Raw genomic sequence first — 16,291 nt, 5'->3', positions numbered from 1 at the left:
TCTAGAAAATTTCAAAACTCCTCCGAAAAAATCGGAGTCAAACAGTGAAATTTTCGGGCATACTGCTTCGATACCATATAATTCAATACTTGAATTGCCTATTGACTCTGCAAATATTGACAATATATAAAGGATATTGTAGTTTTAAATAAATTTAAAGAAGTGGATATGGTAAAAACAGAATCACTAAATATTGCATTGACTGATGAAATGAAGAAGTTTGTATCTAGTCAGTCAGGAAGCGGAACACTTTATGCTACGCCAAGTGAATACGTGCGCGATCTAATTCGTCACGAAAGTGAAAGACTTCAGGCCGCAAAAGTAAGAAGTTCGATCATTGAAGGTTACCAGGATATATTGAATGGCCGAGTGCATGAGTTTTCTGGTGATTTGATGACAGATTTAAAAGCCCACAAAAGACGTAAGTCTTGAAGAGAACTCTTTATTTTACGGACAGGGCATTAGAGGATATTCAGGAGATTTATGATTACTCTGTGACGGAGTGGGGTGAGAGAACAGCCCTGAAATATCTTCAGGGCTTTGAAGAAATTTTTTCTCTTTTGCGAGAGAATATTGGGCTTTTAAAAAAGAATGATAAGATATCCTTCAGGTTTAAGGTCTATCCTGTACAAAAGCACTTTTTAATTTGTGATATTCTTGACGACACCATCTACATTCTTTCGGTTTTGCATACTTCCTTGAATCTATGGGATCGTCTGAAAGATCTGGAACCTGCCTTGAATGAGGAAGTGTTGACATTAATGAAAAAAATCAATCGCCAACCATAGGTTCTCTAGGGTTAACGTTGACGTCAGAAAGTTCCTTGAAACTGTCTTAAGAATCGCACGTCATTTTCTGAGAACAGACGTAAATCGTTGATTTGATATTTAAGCATCGCGATACGCTCAATGCCCATCCCGAATGCAAAGCCAGTATACTCTTCTGGGTCTATGCCGCAATTAGCTAATACATTAGGGTCTACCATGCCCGACCCTGCGATCTCCACCCAATTGGTGTATTTACAAACATTACATCCTTTACCTTGGCAAATAAAGCAGCTGATGTCAATTTCTGCACTTGGTTCGGTGAAAGGAAAGTACGAGGGTCTGAATCTCACTTTGGTATTTTCTCCGAACATTTCTTTCACAAAATGATATACGGTTTGCTTGAGGTCTTTGAACCCTACATTTTTATCGACATACAATCCTTCTACTTGATGAAAGAAGCAGTGTGCTCTGGCGGAAATGGCTTCATTTCTATACACACGCCCAGGCATGATTGATCTAAAAGGAGGCTTACCGCCTTCCATCATCCTGATCTGAACATTGGAAGTATGCGTTCTCAATACTTTGTCAGGATTTTTTTCAATGAAGAAAGTATCTTGCATCTCTCTGGCTGGATGATTCTCTGGAAAGTTGAGTGCAGTGAAATTGTAAAAATCTTCTTCTATTTCCGGTCCACTAGCCACGTTGAATCCCATCCGCTCAAAAATCTCGATGATTTTGTTTCGTGTGATGGTCAGGGGATGTACGCTGCCGTTTTCGTTTGGGACATCCGGCAAAGTCAGATCCAATCCTTGGCTAGCGCCTTCAGTTGAACTACTACCTAAAGAGTCTGCAAGAGCTTTGAATTTCTCTTGAGCTAAAGTTTTCAATTCATTCAATGCTTGACCAAAAGCTTTTTTCTGATCGTTGGGGACACTTTTGAAGTCATTAAAAAGTTCAGTGACGACACTTTTTTTACTGATGAACTTCATCCTGAACTGTTCTAAATCATCCGCAGCTTTGGCTTCTGCAGATTTAATCAGGGCTTTGTATTCTTCTACCTTGTCAAACATGGTTGTATTATTAAAAAGGCGAAGTTAGTATAGAACAACTTTAACCGCTAACAATTAACCATTAACAAAAGAATTGGCAAGGGAAAAAGTTGATTTTTTACAATCAATTTTAATGAAGAGTTATTAACCTGTCGAGGTTGTATTTAGATAATCCTCAATGTCAATGGTGAAAAGTTGACGGTTAAGGTTAATAGGCTTTCTCTGTTTTGAATACGATAGAGTAGATCGTCATCAGGATGATTTTGACATCAAATAGCAAGCTCCAGTTTTTGACATAAAAGCGATCCAGCTTAACACGACCATACATTTCGCTGAACCTTGAAGTTTCCCCACGATAACCTTTGGCTTGTGCTAACCCTGTTACTCCAGGCTTTACCGCATGTCTTTGGATAAATCGATCAATTTTTGGGGAATATTCTTCGTTAAGCTTAATAGGGTGAGGTCTTGGGCCTACGACTGACATGTTTCCCAAAAACACATTGATGAATTGGGGTAATTCGTCCAAGCTCGTTCTACGAAGAATCGCGCCAGTTCGAGTGACTCGAGGGTCATTTTTAGTAGCCTGTTTTGAATCAGCATCCTTATTAACTACCATGGTTCGGAATTTCCAACAAGGGAAATATCTATTTCCTCTACCATGTCTATTTTGAATAAAGAAAATTGGGCCAGGGGATTCTAATTTAATCAGTAAACCAATCAGTGGTATCAACCAGGAAAGGATAAAAACCATGACAAAAGATGAGAACAGCACATCAAAGGTTCTTTTAGCAAATCGATTGATCATCCGATCAAGAGGAATAGAACTGACATTAAGCACAGGAATGTTTCCATACTGTTGTACTTCCAATTTCTTATTCCCCACTTTACTGAAATCTGAGAGTAATTTGATTGTGATCAAATTGTTTTCTGCAAAATCTATCAAAGGCTTTACGTCTTGTTCAAATAGTTTAGGTAAACAACAAAATATAACATCAATGCCGTTTTCTTTGGCGTATGAAGCCACAGATTCAACAGGTCCGGTTACTTCTGGTTGCTCTGTTTTGTGGTCAAAAAAACCTTTGAACTTGTAACCAATTTCTGGATTGTTCTCTAAATGTCTTTTGAGGTTTCTACCAATAGGTCCATAACCTACAATAATGATGTTCCTTATGTTATACCCTTTGGTGCGATAGAAACGAAGTATATTAATGAATCCAACTCTCCAGCCGACGATGAGCACAGAAAAAATCAAATAGGTATAAAAGAGGTGCTCTCTAGAGTAGAAATAGGCGCGGGTAGAGGCCCACATGGTAAACACCACCGCTAGATTAATCGTAAGACCAAGAAGAATTTGAGATATATAATCTACTACACTTCGTTCACGATCAACCCTGTCCAGCTTGGTGACAAAGAAGATAACAACCCAAGTGATATTCAGAAAAACAAAAAGAAATGGATAGCGATCGCCTTGAAACCAAAAGGTATTGAACCGTACGTAATTGGCAACAAAGAATCCGATGTTCAAGAACAAAAGGTCTATGAACAGAAATAAGGTAGGAAAATATTTGGACAATCTCCTTTTCTGCATGTCAAAGATGCTAGGCTTAGTTTTGGGTTGCTAAGATAGGGAAAAACTACAAATTGATAATCTACATATTAATATCATCTGATTTTTTCCAATCTTCTAAAGCACTGGATAAGTTGAATTTGAATTGATAACCTTCATCAAGTGCTGCTTTCGGATATATATCAGTGGAATAATATAGTTTTTCAATCCTTCTTGGGTGTATACTATTTTTAAACCCAAAGCGATTCAAAAGTTGAAAGAAGTGAGCCAGTAGGATCATTATCCTTAAAGGAATTGTTGGGCGAAAGGCCTTAATGCCGAAGACCTCATTAAAGGTGCTAGTTATATGGTTTATCGACGATAATTCAGGAAAGCCAAAATTATAAATGTTGGATTTTGTTGGCTTTGTCATTAGGAAAATGATGAAAGAGTTTAATTCATGAACATAAATATTGCTTTTAATAGTTGTTTTTTTTCCTACATATGGGAAAAAGCCCTTTTTTAGACTTTTATATAATCTGGTAAAGTTTGCATTCTCATTTTCCCCAAAAACAACGGCAGGACGGATAATCTTCAATTCCCTATCTGTTCCTCTGTATTTCCATTTTTCAAGTTCTTTTTCAGCTAATAGTTTTGAAATACCATAAGCTGTGTCAGGGTCAGTTTGAGATAATTCTGTTTTTTGTTCTTCCCCTGCTTTATACACCATCATTGTGCTTGTGAAGATGATTTTAGGAATATTCAGTTTGTCACAAAGTGATATTATGTTTTTGGTTCCGACATGATTTGTTTCGAAATATTCTTTCCATTCATAGCCAGGCTCTTTGCATATAGCTGCTAAGTGTATACATTGATCAAAATCAGAACTTTCGGCAAGGATGTTGTGTAAATTATTTGATCTTATGTCAGTAATGACCGTTTTTAAATGCGGGTGTAGAATAGGACTATTGTTAAGATCAACATTTAGAATTGAGATCTCTCCTTTTAAAGAAAATAAAGATTTGATTAAGTGGGTTCCAATGAATCCTGACCCTCCTGTGATTAAAATTTTCATTTCATTTTTTTCTTATTAATTAATTTGTTGTGAACATAGAGGGGAAGAAAAATGAAAAAATGTAGTATAGCTGGAATGCATCTTCCAGAATAGATGTAATCCCGAAACATAATATAATTTGGCTTAACTAGTGATAGTTTGTTAGCGCTTAAAGAATTTGCATTACTTCTGTAATAAACCAGTTCTTTTTCAATAGCGTACGCAATATGTGATCTTTTTAAGAGTTTCAAAAAAAAGACCCAATCTTGCCTTTTTCTAATTTTTGGAAATGTAAGTCCATCTATAGTTTCTTTATTACACATTATACTAGAAGTAAGAATGTAGTTGTTAAATTTTAGCAAACGAAAGGAGACATTGTTTGGTGTTCTGGATCTTGATAAAAGATTGCTTCTTGAATCAACATTGTAATACCAAGAATATGAAAAGCAACAATTATTCTCTAGATGGAAATGAAGTTGGGTTTGCAATTTGTCTTTGTCCCAATAATCATCCGCATCAAGAAAAGTAATATAATTGCCATGAGAATGACTTAATCCAATATTTCTAGCTTCTCCAGCTCCTACATTTTCCTTTAATCTAAATAACTTGATTCTGCTATCATTTTCACTATATGGTAATAATAGATCTACAGAATTATCACTCGAAGCATCATCGATTAATATCCATTCCCAATTATTGTATGTTTGATTTAATACTGAATTAATTGTTTCCAAAATGAAATGCTCAGCATTGTATAATGGAGATATTATTGTAATTAAATCTTTATTGTTTTTCATCTACAATGTTTGAATCTTTAATTCAATTCTTTCTATAAGTTTTTTTAATGAAAATTCTTTTTGGCTAATTTTTTTGGCTTCCTCTCCAAGTTTTTTTGAATGATTGCGATCGCTGTAAAGTAGTGACAATTTTTCAGCTAATTCTTCTATGACATCATTTACTAGGTAACCTGAGATGCTATCTATGATGACTTCTTTCGGTCCGGCATTATTGCCTCCTATTAGAGGTAAACCATAATACCCAGCTTCTGCAAAGACCAAACCAAAGCCTTCAAAGTCTCGATCATCTTTCATGGTATTTAGCATTACAAAAACATCGCTGGCAGAATAATACTCATCGAGTTCTTCATTGGAAACGAACCCCGCAAATTTAACTTGTTCCTGCAAACCCCAATTTTCGGTCAGCTCCTTCAGTGAATTTATAGAAGGTCCATCTCCTACTATTACGTACAGGACATTAAACTTCTTTACTATTAAACTTTTAATAGCTTTTATAACAATATCATGCCCTTTTCTTGAGTCTACTCTTGAAACTGTTAAGAATACAAATTGATCTTTAGCAAAGCCCAATTTATTTCTGGACTCGTTTTTATCCAGTGGAACCAGTTTAGAAAAATCTACACCATTTGGAATCACATGTATTTTATCTGGACTAACTTTTGAATATTCAATCACTTTGTCTCTAGTAAATGTACTAACCGTGAAAATAGAATCGGCCTTATTTAATACCCACTTCATCATTTTCATGATTGGACGCTTATGTTTATGTCTCGTTATTTCAGCTCCATGGCATACAATTAGAAATTTTATTTTGAATAAAATATTTAATAAAGCAAAAGGCACAGAGACTTTCCAAGTCGTAGCATAAATCAGATCGTATTTTTTTGAACTGAGGATTATTAGAAGATTTAAGAGAAGCGAAACAGCTTTGAATAACTCATTATTCAATAGCGAATTAATTCTTATAACATTGGCGGTGTCCTTCCAAGAATTGATATAATGCTTTCCTTGAAAAGATACGACGGTAACATCATGATTTTTTGATAAGCCCTCTGCAACGTGATAAGAGTACGTTTCAACGCCTCCAATAGTCGGTGGATAGTCCTTGGATAGAATTAGAATGTTCAAGCCAATTAGTTAAATAATCGAAAAAAGACTTTGACGAAGAGAGCTTTGACTCTTGACCAGACTCCAAACTTTTGTCGAATAAGAGTTTCCGCAAAGTTAGCAAAAACAGCATTTCCTGTAAGTTTATACATCACCATTATCATTTTAACATGTAAAAGGTGATAGTGAGCACTGGCATAATTTTTCCTTTTGCCAACTAGATGACTAGCGTCGTATAAACTCCAAAAATTACCATTCCAAACTTTAAGATTCTCTGCTAGATTAATAGACAAATTGTTGAAATGGGTCTCGTAAAGTTGATCGTATTTTCCCAGATCTTTTAATCCCCACAATCCAAAGATGTGCCCATTGAGAACACCCGATAATTCTTTGGTAGGATATTCTTCAAAGATCATCAAATTATTAATTTTTCTCAATACACCTCCATTGTCTACCTTGATAAAAAAATTCTGTGCTAATTTTTTTGCAAAGATTAAATATTCTTCTTTTTTCAAAAGTTCATATAATCTAACTAAAAGCGAAATGGCAACTCCAAAACCAAGAGAAGTTGGCCAAGGGTGATCTATTTTGTATAATGCTATTGGGTAGGTGTTGAGTACAGTAAGTTCACTTTCCTTATAAGACTGAGCCATATTCACAAACTTTTCAATGTGAAGGACTGAATCGTCAAGCCATGTATGCTTTTCTGTAATTAGGTAAGCTTGATATGAAGCCATAGCATATTGAGCCAATTCAATGGATGAATAATAAATTGCTCCATCTTCTCCTGTATATGTAGTTACACCTTGTTCATCCCTATGCAATGTACATTGGAAAGCTTTTTCTGACATGTCCCAATAGTATTCTTCCCAAGATGAGTTTAGTGGATATTGAAGATGCCAGTAGTCAGTAGATTCAAGTGTATAATACTGCTTGAATGTGTTTAATGATTTGTAGGATTTTGTAGCTGCTTTCATTCAAGACTTTCAAATAGCTCAAACCAGAGCTCAATAAATTTTGTTCTAATTCTTATTAAGAACCCCGAAACCAAATTTATATTTAGGTGCGAGGCCTATTTCTTTCATGAAGCTTTCATACCCTTTTCGTGCTCCTCCCCAGCTTGTTCCTTCTGGACAGTCGTCAACTAAAATTACCCCATTCTCTGAAAGCAATGGGTAAATCTTTTTGAGGCCCTCATATATTGGAATTTCCAGATCTACATCCAAAAGGCAGATGGAAATTGGTGTATTTAATTGATTGGCATTAAAGGAAACAATATCACCTTGAATAAGAGTAATATCCTCACGATTGTGAATTTTCAGTATTTTTTGAACCAATTTTTTTGAATTAGAAGCAAAAAAGGCCCCATTTTTAGCAGGTACTTTATGCATGTCTGCATCATTTTCAAATTGTTCTTTAACAAACCCTCCGAACGTATCCAAACAGTCATAACTCTTTTGAATACCAAGTTTTGAAAGCATGTTCTTAGCAATAATAGACGTTCCTGCGAGATGGCAACCGATTTCCAAAACTCCTCCTTCAACATCTTTTTTATTCCAGAGAGTATCTAAATAGTAGTACAGCCTTTCTGGTTGTAACCCAGAGTTTAATCGTTTGTATAATATAGGAGCTAAAAATTCTTTTGCTTTGGTTTTAATAAAACTCATGGAATATCGGTTTGTGATAGAAATTAATTGTGTTTGAATTTTTTGATTAATAGCTTATACCAATCTGGATTCATACAGGGCTTCTCAACTAAAATAAAGAAAGCGGCCGATGCAATAAATGTTAAGGGTATTAGAATAATTGAATAAGTAAGTAAATTGAGAGCAAATGATCCAAAGCAAAGATATTTAAACATTATTGAAACACCGACTTGAAATATAAAAAGATGAATTAAGTATATAGAATAGCACATACCCCCTAAAATACTAATCCATTTTTTCTCGGTAAATTTTTGGCCAAGACCACCACTAAAAGAACCAAAGAAAATAAGAAAGATTCCTAAAATTCTGAAGAAATCATATATTGAATTCCACCCTTCTTTGGACAACCTGTAATGATCTCCAACATATGCAAGTATTATTCCAAAAACAAAAACTAAGCTCGAGCTTCTTTTCAATAAAATATTTTGAAAAAAACTTGTAAAGTAGAAGAATGAAAAGATGAAGCCTAGAATAAAAAATTCGAAATAATTGGTGATATAATATTTTTGTAACGAAAGAGGAATGAAACTTGACCCAATTAGTTTAATTGTAAAAATCATCAACAATAAAATTATGACAATATAATCTTTGCGTGGTAATTTATTCGCGATTGAAATACTTAGAAGTATTAAAATTGGTGCAATAAGATAGAATTGAAATTCTATTTCCAAAGACCAGGCTGGTGGGTTTAGTTTTGGAAAGCTATTATAAATAATGCCATGTCCATAAAAGAGACTGGCAATAAAGCTATTTGTCAATGTCAGAGAATTGGAAGAGAATGATCGGGTACCACCAGAAAAGTCTATATTTAACTGATTCAATAAAAACAATAGAATAAAACTACTGGCCATTATCAATAAGTATGGAGGTTCTAATCGAGTAATTCTCTTTAACAGATACCTTCGATAGCTGAATTTTACATTTTTAGTATTTATCCAATTTTTAAGTAGCGGCATGGATATGACGAAGCCACTTATTACAAAAAATATTTCAACTCCCAATCTGCCACTGGGAAGTAGCTGGTACAAGAAAACATCATTATCATTTAATGTCTGTTGACCAGACATTGCTCTATAAATTCTTTCCGCCAGGTGGTGTAGCAGTACCGGAAAAATTGCGATAAAACGCAATCCATCTATTTGATTGATATATCTTCCGCTGGTTGTTCTTGCCAGAGATTTACTCAATGATTTCATTTGTGGAAATTTGATTTTGAGGTCTATTTTGTCCAAGTTTTATCGAGGTGAGAATTAAGCCACAATAAAACCAAAATATTGGGATTGAAAAAGCATGCATCGACATCCACTGAATAAGGACAGCCACTAAAAAGACAAGAAACCACTGACCAAGTGCGCCTGAATTCCCAGGCATTTTACTCTGTTTGGAAATCTTGAACCATAAAAAAAGTAAAATGGACATAAAGGCCAAAAATCCAATAATTCCAGTCTCTGCAACCAAGTTTATATACATATTGTGAATTACAACTGTAGAAATAAAAAATTGGCTATTAGAAATTCCATAACCAGTAATGGGGTATTTTTTAATACTATCTATTCCCTCGAGTACTGACACCACTCTAACATATCCGGATGACATATCAGCGGCACTGGTCAGTCTCCGTGCAATTCTGTTTTGGTTGAGATATATGAAGCCTACAAAAATGGGTAATACAATGAGAGTATACCATAGACCCTTCTTTAAAAAGTTAACCTTGATTCTTGATGAAAACTTGATATTTCTTATCAAGAAAAAACTTACGGCAACAATTAAACTAACAAAGCCCGCTGTTGGCTTGCCAGAAAAAAATGCAATGCTATTGATTATCAGAATCCAAACAATGGTAGTCTTAGGGAGGCCAATTTTTGTGAACAACGAGTGACCCTTTTTAAATAGTATTGAAACACAAAGAAAAATAATTCCAGAAAGGTAGAATGAATAAAAAAGTGGTTCTCTTGAAAGGGACGGAGATCTAATTGCTTCCGGCCCCCATAGGTACTCTTCTTTGAAAACATAAACAAGAGATCTTGCTCCCTCTCCGAAAATCAAAACTATTATGTATTGATAGTAAGCATAAAATGCATAGAATATAGATGAGAGAAGCATAATCTTTAAAGCTCTATAAAATACTTCATAAGAATCAATCACATTGTATATCAAAATGACCATTACTAGATTTAGAATCATCCAGGCGAGATAAAGCAAATCCAGAGTATGGTACGATGCCGCATAATTGGAATGTGAGTTAAATGTAATTGATGGGGTATCAGGCTTGAAAAGAATTGAAACTACACAAGTTGCCAGAAAGAGTACAAAAAGCGTCAGAAAATTCGTGTTGATTTTGATACTTGCTCTTTTATTAAAAATTAATTCTAATATTAGAATGAGCGTGGAAAGGATCGTTATTAATTGAACGGGGGTCCAATCCCGGCCTATTGGAATGATAACTCCACTAGCAGGAAAAGCCGCCATTAAAAGATCAAAAAAAAGTTTACGGGGTTTTTCTATTAGGGTATACATTTTAAGATGTTTTCCAAACGCGATTCCCAAGTATTTTTGCTAGCCAATTGTATCCGCTGCTCTTTTTTTATAATAGAATCTGACATGGGCCACTGTTTCAAATGGAGAACTGCTTGCTCAATAGTCTCAAAAGTACTGATATACTTACCATACTCTTCGATGCTAGTAAGGTTTCTTGACAATATAAATTTGCCAGTGGATAAATACTCAAACAACTTCAAAGGGAATACTCTGTTCGTATGTGTTGATATCGAATAAGGCAACCATAGTAAATCGGCATTATGAAGAAAGTTAGGAATTTCCAAATATGGTTTAGTGCCTATAAAGAGTGTGTTATTTTGTCCATCAATTTTTTTGAATATCTTTTCATCTGAAATGCGAATTGGGCCAATGAAGACGAACAAATGACTATCCTTTAGTTCTTTAGCAATCGAATAAATTAGGTCAAGGTCAGTTTTGTAGTCATCAATGACCCCTGCATATAAAACTTTGACCCTATCATCTGCTAGCCATAAATGCTCCTCAGAAGAGAGTTCCCCGTTGGGTTGTTTGAAGTGGTTAAAATCCCCGACGTTGTGTATATAGTGAGTATTTGGATTAATTTCAATTTTATCATGGCATAAGGCTTTTGAAGTCGTTGTAACAATGTCAGACTTTTTTGTTAGAAGTGCTTCAATTTGAAGAAGTTCCTTAGTACGGTTTTCATTATTTTTATAAAATGGCTGTGTGGCAAATTCATCCACACAATCATAAAGTATTGTCGTTCCAGGTACTTTTTTGACGTGTTTAATTAAGTACCAAGCCTGAGGCTGATAGGTCCAAAAAATGATCTTGGTATATTCTATCTTTTTTATGTAAAATTTAATAAACCAAAAGAGCAGCAGCCAGCTCCAGCGTTTAACCCTTCCTCCTTTGATTAACGGCAGGAAATACGGCGAAAAAATTGTAAGCCCTTCACCCATTTTTTTTAGAGGGCGCAAAAAATATTTCCAGTTTTTTTCTGTGATTGCTTGCCTTATATATCTAGATGACATGCCTTGATCAATATACATGATGTCATAGTTTGGATGTTTCGACAAACGCGACATTAAATGTTGCTTATTGGTCCAAATTTTTGCATCGTAGCTTTCATTGGATAGACAGATAACAATTTGATTACCCATCGTTGTCAACTTTTTTTATTTTAAGCAATTGTAGTATATCATTTGTAAAGTCTTGATTAAACAGGTAATTAAGTACTATTTGTGCGAAGACGTATATACAAGACCCAAGAACAATCATATGCATCACCATCATTCTTGTTTTTTGCAGTGCTAAAGCCAATTCTGTTAACAGAATGGATAGGCTACAAATATAATTCATCATTAATGTCAAAATCCTATATACAAGTCAATGATTGGTTTTCTATGAATTATTTCATGCCACGATATTCTGAAATTTCCGCCAAATATATTTCCGATAACAGTTGATTTTGTTTTTTTAAATTAAAAAAATCATCAACACGTTCCTTGGCAACAACATTCATACTAAAATCTGATAAATTCAATGCACTTTTTAGCCTTTCGACATAGGTGTCCACATCTTTTTCGTCCACCAAAAAACCATCTTGACCATCTCTAATTAAATCAGGGATTCCTGAATGATTGGTGGATAGAACAATTAAACCTGTTGACATTGCTTCTCCTATGACAGTTGGCAATCCCTCTTGATCACCATTTTTCGCAGTAATACTATGATGTAGAAAGACATCTGATTTTGCGAATAGTTCCACAACCTCATCAGAAGTCACGCTCCCGAGAAACTTAACTTTATGAGATATTTGGAGTGTTTTTGTAAACTTTCTTAATTCGCTTAATAGGGTTCCATCTCCTGCAATTCGATATTCAGAATTCGGGTAGAATTTTAATACTTCCGCAAATGCCAATAAACTATATTTTATACCCTTTTTCTCTTCAAGTCTGGAAACTTGACAAAAAACAATTTTATCTCCTCTTTCCATTTTGATCTTTAAAGGAGTTCGTTTTACATATGAAAATTTTTCAATAGGTATCCCTATATAGTGAAGGATATCCTTATTTGGTTTTATACTCAACAATGACAGTCTTCGTTGGATATTCTTTGAAACACATATAATAAGTGCGTATTCTGCCAATTTACCTAGGGCCTTCACATAAGCTTTGTTCTTGGTATATACTGTGATATCCATTCCATGAAGTGTAACTATCAAAGGTATATTTAGCTTTCTAGCGATAGGCAACATTTTTATACCGTGATGCCCGAAATGGGCATGAATGAGTTTAATGTTATTTTTTTTTATATAATCTTCAATGAATTTTTCTTCGTAGCAAGATAAATAGCTGATGTTCCACCCAGATTCGGAGAATAATCTATTCTTGACCTTTTCAATAAGCGGTCTTTTTCTTTTAACAACTGTTTTCAGAGGAAATATATCCATATTTTCTTCATGTGAATAAATAACATGGGGTATAAACTGCTCTGAAACACCTAATAATTGCCTATAAATAAAGGTGCATGAACGAGGTAAATATTTTAACCCTGGATATACTAATATATTTGTCCTCATTATTTATGATCGTATAATTTTTTTGGGATTATTTTTAAAAACTGATCCTTCCACCTATTAATTTCGTCATGCGGTAATACAATATTCGTTTCAAACGAACCTCGAATCATTGTCTCTAATTGATCTGGTATTACACTACGCTTGATCGTTGGCAACTTAGTGTCTCTACTTATTTCAGTAGCACGATTGTCTATTGAGACAACTAAAGCTCGATTTCCTTTTTGTATGGCGCGAATACCGCCATGAAGTCTTGTCCCAACAAAATCAATATCTTTTTCATCCAATAAACAATCGTATGCCGATAGTGAGGGAGGAACTAATTCAATTTCATTAAATAACTCTTTAGTTACTAGACCAGATAGATAATCATAATCTTCAATTTGTTGTGGCCAAAAAAGAACCCGATCGTAATTTTCAATTAATACCATTATCATCACCAAATCATTTGGATCAGGCTTGTGCCTAGTTAATGTGAACACGACTCTACCTGATTTTTGTGTCGGAATAGTTTTACAAAACTCTTGATCTAAGCTCCATAATGTTGGGCAAGATGTATTGACTACATTTGATATTCCACATTTGGCTAGCATGTTTTTTGTATGGCTATCTCTAACAGAATGTATCCATTGCTTTGTTAATATTCTCTGATATGTCAATTTCTGCAAAATAGATGTTTCACCCTGATAATTTCTCCAACCTGCTCCACATAAGAGAACTTTATTGCTTAGTGAAACCAAGTCTTTAAAATTAATCTTCCATATGTCGGGTCTTCCTACTTTAAAGTAACTCGACAAGGCGTTTGTGCCTAGAAGAACAGAGATATCTGCTTTATTAATGCTTTTCCTACCAGTTGCTCCAATATCATCATGTGTTGAAGTGTTGGTTACATATACCTTATTCAAAATATGGTTCAATTCATTTACTATAGAATTACAGATAATTTTATCGCCTATATTATCCGTTGTAACGGAGGTGTCCATTAAATTAATCGTTGCAATCATATGAATTGATTCAGTTTATTTTTTAGTTTATTGGTAATATATTTAGGTAGCAATGGCAATGTGATGATAAGAACAACAGCATAAACAGCACCCGCCTTCATAAGAAAATGAAAATTCAAATTTAATTTCTCAAGAAGAAATATTACTGAAAAAGTCATGATGACAGAAGCCATTCCTAGCAAAACAAGTTGTTTAAAATCCTTCAACCGTATTGGTCCCTTCTTGCACAACAACCAAGTAATAATTGGTGCTTTTAGTGAATACCCTAAAATTGTATATAACCAAATCATACCAGTAACTCCCCAGATCATTCCCGAAACAAATGCGAGTATATTGATACAACTTCCAATTAATGTCCAATGAAAAATATCTTTACTTCTACCCTGAGAGACGAACAACCACCCAAAGGTGTTAGTAATTACTTGAATGAAAGAATTTATAATCAATATTTTAAAATAAACTACAGACAAATTCCATTTGTCTCCAAAGAAAAGATCAAATAAATTCTGAGCAAAATAGAAACTAAGAACAAAGGCTGGATAAAGAACAAAAACGATACTTGTTACAGTACTAAAATAAACCTTCCTGTAAGATTCTCCAATATTTTTCACCCGACTCAATGTAGGCAAAAGAGCATTCCCAATAGGATTATTTATTTGATTTAATGGTAATGTTAGCAAACTATATGCTCTGTTATATTGTCCTAATATAGATATTCCAAATACCTTACCAATCAAGACATTGTCAATATTTCTCGAGCTAAAATTTAATAAATTGCTTCCTAATACATCTATTCCAAACTTATAAAAAGGAGAGATTCGTTTTAATTCAAAGACAAATGCTGGCAACCATTGATAATAAATCAAAATAAACAATAGATTTATTGCTGCAAAAACAATTTGTTGCAGAATTATAATATAATAATTCTTGAAAAAGTATAAAGAAATAAGAGCTATAGTATAGCTAAATATCATAGAAAAAAGTTGTATTTTGGCAACTAATGCAATCCTTAAATATCTTCTCAAAAAGCCTTCATGCACCATTCCTAGACTATTCAGGTAGAAAGGGATAATTAGTAAGCAAATAATTTTGAAGAGCTCGTCCTGTTGAAAAAAAGTGGCAATAATTGGCGCAATAAGAATCAGCAAAATTGAAAGAATTGTTGTCACACTAATATTGAGCCAAAAAATTGATGATTTCTGAGTTTTACTGATTCGGTCAAATTGAATTATTGGCTGCATGAGCCCCATGTCCTTGAAAATATTTAAAAGGCCTATAATAGTTTGAGCCATAGCAATATGTCCAAAATCTTCAGGCAATAAAAAATAGGTAAACACCAAATTGCCAAAAATCTGAATAACAAATCGAATAAACTGACTTAACATGGAAACTTTAATATTTCCAATTGTTTTACCTGTTAGATTTGAACTATAACTCACTCTCCTTGATTGCTACAACTTTATAATTTTTGCAATAACCATTATCAGTGAAAATAAATCTTTTATCAAGACGATTAAAGTGTACCATTAACAAAAAAAACAATGGTTTTAATAGTGCAGAAAACAAAGCACTTAGATAAGAACCAAGCCCCTTGCCGTAAAATTTAGGATTTATTGGAATACTTCTATACATTGTTTTAAATTGATAACCCATAGTGCCATAATAACCCTCCAGCCAAGAAATCGACTTTACTTTATAGCCAGCTTGGTTAAGCAAATGAGTAAATCCAAATTGTGTATATCGATAAAAATCATAAGGTTTTTCGTGCTCTTCATAAAAAAATGGAGCGGACAGCCATAATTCACCATTAGGTTTTAATACTCTATTCAATTCTGTTAATACAGATTGGGGATTCGGTAAATGTTCCAATACTTGCGACAAAAATACAAAATCATACCTTTCGTTTTCAACTGGAATATTATCCAAATCACATACGTATGTTACTGGAGCGTAAAATTTATCCACCTGACAAAAATCTGCCGATTCATATTTGGCATGCTTGAAGTACTTTCTATAAATACAATCCCCGGCCCCAGCATCTAGTATCATCGAGTTTTTATTAACTCTTTTCCCAGCTTCAAAGGCAAATTTCTTAAGATAATGCCTGCTGGAATTAGACGAGGCGAGTCTATTAATGGATTTCCGTAGATGAATCATATAACT

Annotated in this window: 16 protein-coding genes; 2 read left to right on the top strand and 14 right to left on the bottom strand. The window is 34.1% G+C overall.

Translation table 11 applies throughout. The annotated features are described in order from the left end of the window. Positions 1 to 168 precede the first annotated feature (168 nt). On the top strand, positions 169 to 432 hold the full coding sequence (locus R8N23_RS00185; RefSeq protein WP_318169533.1) for a hypothetical protein: 264 nt from the start codon (positions 169 to 171) through the stop codon (positions 430 to 432). Beyond that, positions 429 to 788 carry a type II toxin-antitoxin system RelE/ParE family toxin gene (locus R8N23_RS00180; protein ID WP_318169532.1) on the top strand — a complete coding sequence of 120 codons (360 nt, stop codon included), beginning with the start codon at positions 429 to 431 and terminating at the stop codon, positions 786 to 788. Before R8N23_RS00185 ends, R8N23_RS00180 begins: the two co-directional genes overlap by 4 nt. Before the next feature lie 23 nt (positions 789 to 811). On the opposite strand, the gene pheS is transcribed toward R8N23_RS00180, so the two are convergent. From pheS to R8N23_RS00110, 14 genes are all read right to left on the bottom strand, one after another. Further along, the gene (gene pheS, locus R8N23_RS00175) at positions 812 to 1,837 is read right to left on the bottom strand and encodes a phenylalanine--tRNA ligase subunit alpha (RefSeq protein ID WP_318169531.1); all 1,026 of its coding nucleotides are present in this window, start codon (positions 1,835 to 1,837) and stop codon (positions 812 to 814) included. A gap of 187 nt (positions 1,838 to 2,024) precedes the next feature. Then, positions 2,025 to 3,404, bottom strand: a complete 1,380-nt coding sequence (locus R8N23_RS00170; RefSeq protein WP_318169530.1) for an undecaprenyl-phosphate glucose phosphotransferase — start codon at positions 3,402 to 3,404, stop codon at positions 2,025 to 2,027. Positions 3,405 to 3,465: 61 nt separating this feature from the next. Beyond that, positions 3,466 to 4,437 (bottom strand): NAD(P)-dependent oxidoreductase, encoded by a 972-nt coding sequence (locus R8N23_RS00165; RefSeq protein WP_318169529.1) that lies wholly within the window; start codon positions 4,435 to 4,437, stop codon positions 3,466 to 3,468. Next, on the bottom strand, positions 4,434 to 5,213 hold the full coding sequence (locus tag R8N23_RS00160) for a glycosyltransferase family 2 protein (RefSeq protein ID WP_318169528.1): 780 nt from the start codon (positions 5,211 to 5,213) through the stop codon (positions 4,434 to 4,436). The genes R8N23_RS00165 and R8N23_RS00160 overlap by 4 nt, the downstream gene beginning before the upstream one ends. After that, entirely contained in the window at positions 5,214 to 6,341 is a 1,128-nt protein-coding gene (locus R8N23_RS00155; RefSeq protein WP_318169527.1) for a glycosyltransferase family 4 protein, read from the bottom strand. A 5-nt stretch (positions 6,342 to 6,346) separates the two neighbouring features. Beyond that, a complete protein-coding gene (locus tag R8N23_RS00150; protein WP_318169526.1) occupies positions 6,347 to 7,171 on the bottom strand; it encodes a D-glucuronyl C5-epimerase family protein in 825 nt (274 codons plus the stop codon). Between the two features lie 171 nt (positions 7,172 to 7,342). After that, a complete protein-coding gene (locus R8N23_RS00145) occupies positions 7,343 to 7,987 on the bottom strand; it encodes a TylF/MycF/NovP-related O-methyltransferase (RefSeq protein WP_318169525.1) in 645 nt (214 codons plus the stop codon). A gap of 23 nt (positions 7,988 to 8,010) precedes the next feature. After that, positions 8,011 to 9,222, bottom strand: a complete 1,212-nt coding sequence (locus tag R8N23_RS00140; protein WP_318169524.1) for an acyltransferase — start codon at positions 9,220 to 9,222, stop codon at positions 8,011 to 8,013. Beyond that, positions 9,206 to 10,543 carry an O-antigen ligase family protein gene (locus R8N23_RS00135; RefSeq protein ID WP_318169523.1) on the bottom strand — a complete coding sequence of 446 codons (1,338 nt, stop codon included), beginning with the start codon at positions 10,541 to 10,543 and terminating at the stop codon, positions 9,206 to 9,208. Before R8N23_RS00135 ends, R8N23_RS00140 begins: the two co-directional genes overlap by 17 nt. Then, complete coding sequence (locus R8N23_RS00130; protein WP_318169522.1) at positions 10,531 to 11,706, bottom strand: glycosyltransferase; 1,176 nt, start codon at positions 11,704 to 11,706, stop codon at positions 10,531 to 10,533. Before R8N23_RS00130 ends, R8N23_RS00135 begins: the two co-directional genes overlap by 13 nt. A gap of 248 nt (positions 11,707 to 11,954) precedes the next feature. Beyond that, positions 11,955 to 13,127: a glycosyltransferase gene (locus tag R8N23_RS00125; RefSeq protein WP_318169521.1), complete on the bottom strand. Its 1,173-nt coding sequence runs from the start codon at positions 13,125 to 13,127 to the stop codon at positions 11,955 to 11,957. Continuing rightward, entirely contained in the window at positions 13,127 to 14,128 is a 1,002-nt protein-coding gene (locus R8N23_RS00120) for a polysaccharide pyruvyl transferase family protein (protein ID WP_318169520.1), read from the bottom strand. The genes R8N23_RS00125 and R8N23_RS00120 overlap by 1 nt, the downstream gene beginning before the upstream one ends. Then, positions 14,125 to 15,567, bottom strand: coding sequence for a lipopolysaccharide biosynthesis protein (locus tag R8N23_RS00115; protein ID WP_318169519.1), 1,443 nt, complete (start codon positions 15,565 to 15,567; stop codon positions 14,125 to 14,127). The genes R8N23_RS00120 and R8N23_RS00115 overlap by 4 nt, the downstream gene beginning before the upstream one ends. Next, entirely contained in the window at positions 15,557 to 16,285 is a 729-nt protein-coding gene (locus R8N23_RS00110) for a class I SAM-dependent methyltransferase (RefSeq protein WP_318169518.1), read from the bottom strand. Before R8N23_RS00110 ends, R8N23_RS00115 begins: the two co-directional genes overlap by 11 nt. Between the last annotated feature and the right edge of the window lie 6 nt (positions 16,286 to 16,291).

The sequence above is a fragment of the Reichenbachiella sp. genome, assembly GCF_033344935.1.
Lineage (GTDB): Bacteria > Bacteroidota > Bacteroidia > Cytophagales > Cyclobacteriaceae > Reichenbachiella.
The sequence above is the reverse complement of the archived record's forward strand: the minus strand, read 5'-3'. Positions and strand labels throughout refer to the sequence as shown.

What these genes read in the sequence shown, in the direction of transcription:
- R8N23_RS00185 (WP_318169533.1), top strand. Translation starts at nt 169, where the DNA reads ATGGTAAAAACAGAATCACTAAATATTGCATTGACTGATGAAATGAAG.
- pheS (WP_318169531.1), bottom strand. Translation starts at nt 1,837, where the DNA reads ATGTTTGACAAGGTAGAAGAATACAAAGCCCTGATTAAATCTGCAGAA.
- R8N23_RS00170 (WP_318169530.1), bottom strand. Translation starts at nt 3,404, where the DNA reads ATGCAGAAAAGGAGATTGTCCAAATATTTTCCTACCTTATTTCTGTTC.
- R8N23_RS00165 (WP_318169529.1), bottom strand. Translation starts at nt 4,437, where the DNA reads ATGAAAATTTTAATCACAGGAGGGTCAGGATTCATTGGAACCCACTTA.
- R8N23_RS00160 (WP_318169528.1), bottom strand. Translation starts at nt 5,213, where the DNA reads ATGAAAAACAATAAAGATTTAATTACAATAATATCTCCATTATACAAT.
- R8N23_RS00150 (WP_318169526.1), bottom strand. Translation starts at nt 7,171, where the DNA reads ATGTCAGAAAAAGCTTTCCAATGTACATTGCATAGGGATGAACAAGGT.
- R8N23_RS00145 (WP_318169525.1), bottom strand. Translation starts at nt 7,987, where the DNA reads ATGAGTTTTATTAAAACCAAAGCAAAAGAATTTTTAGCTCCTATATTA.
- R8N23_RS00140 (WP_318169524.1), bottom strand. Translation starts at nt 9,222, where the DNA reads ATGAAATCATTGAGTAAATCTCTGGCAAGAACAACCAGCGGAAGATAT.
- R8N23_RS00135 (WP_318169523.1), bottom strand. Translation starts at nt 10,543, where the DNA reads ATGTATACCCTAATAGAAAAACCCCGTAAACTTTTTTTTGATCTTTTA.
- R8N23_RS00130 (WP_318169522.1), bottom strand. Translation starts at nt 11,706, where the DNA reads ATGGGTAATCAAATTGTTATCTGTCTATCCAATGAAAGCTACGATGCA.
- R8N23_RS00125 (WP_318169521.1), bottom strand. Translation starts at nt 13,127, where the DNA reads ATGAGGACAAATATATTAGTATATCCAGGGTTAAAATATTTACCTCGT.
- R8N23_RS00120 (WP_318169520.1), bottom strand. Translation starts at nt 14,128, where the DNA reads ATGATTGCAACGATTAATTTAATGGACACCTCCGTTACAACGGATAAT.
- R8N23_RS00110 (WP_318169518.1), bottom strand. Translation starts at nt 16,285, where the DNA reads ATGATTCATCTACGGAAATCCATTAATAGACTCGCCTCGTCTAATTCC.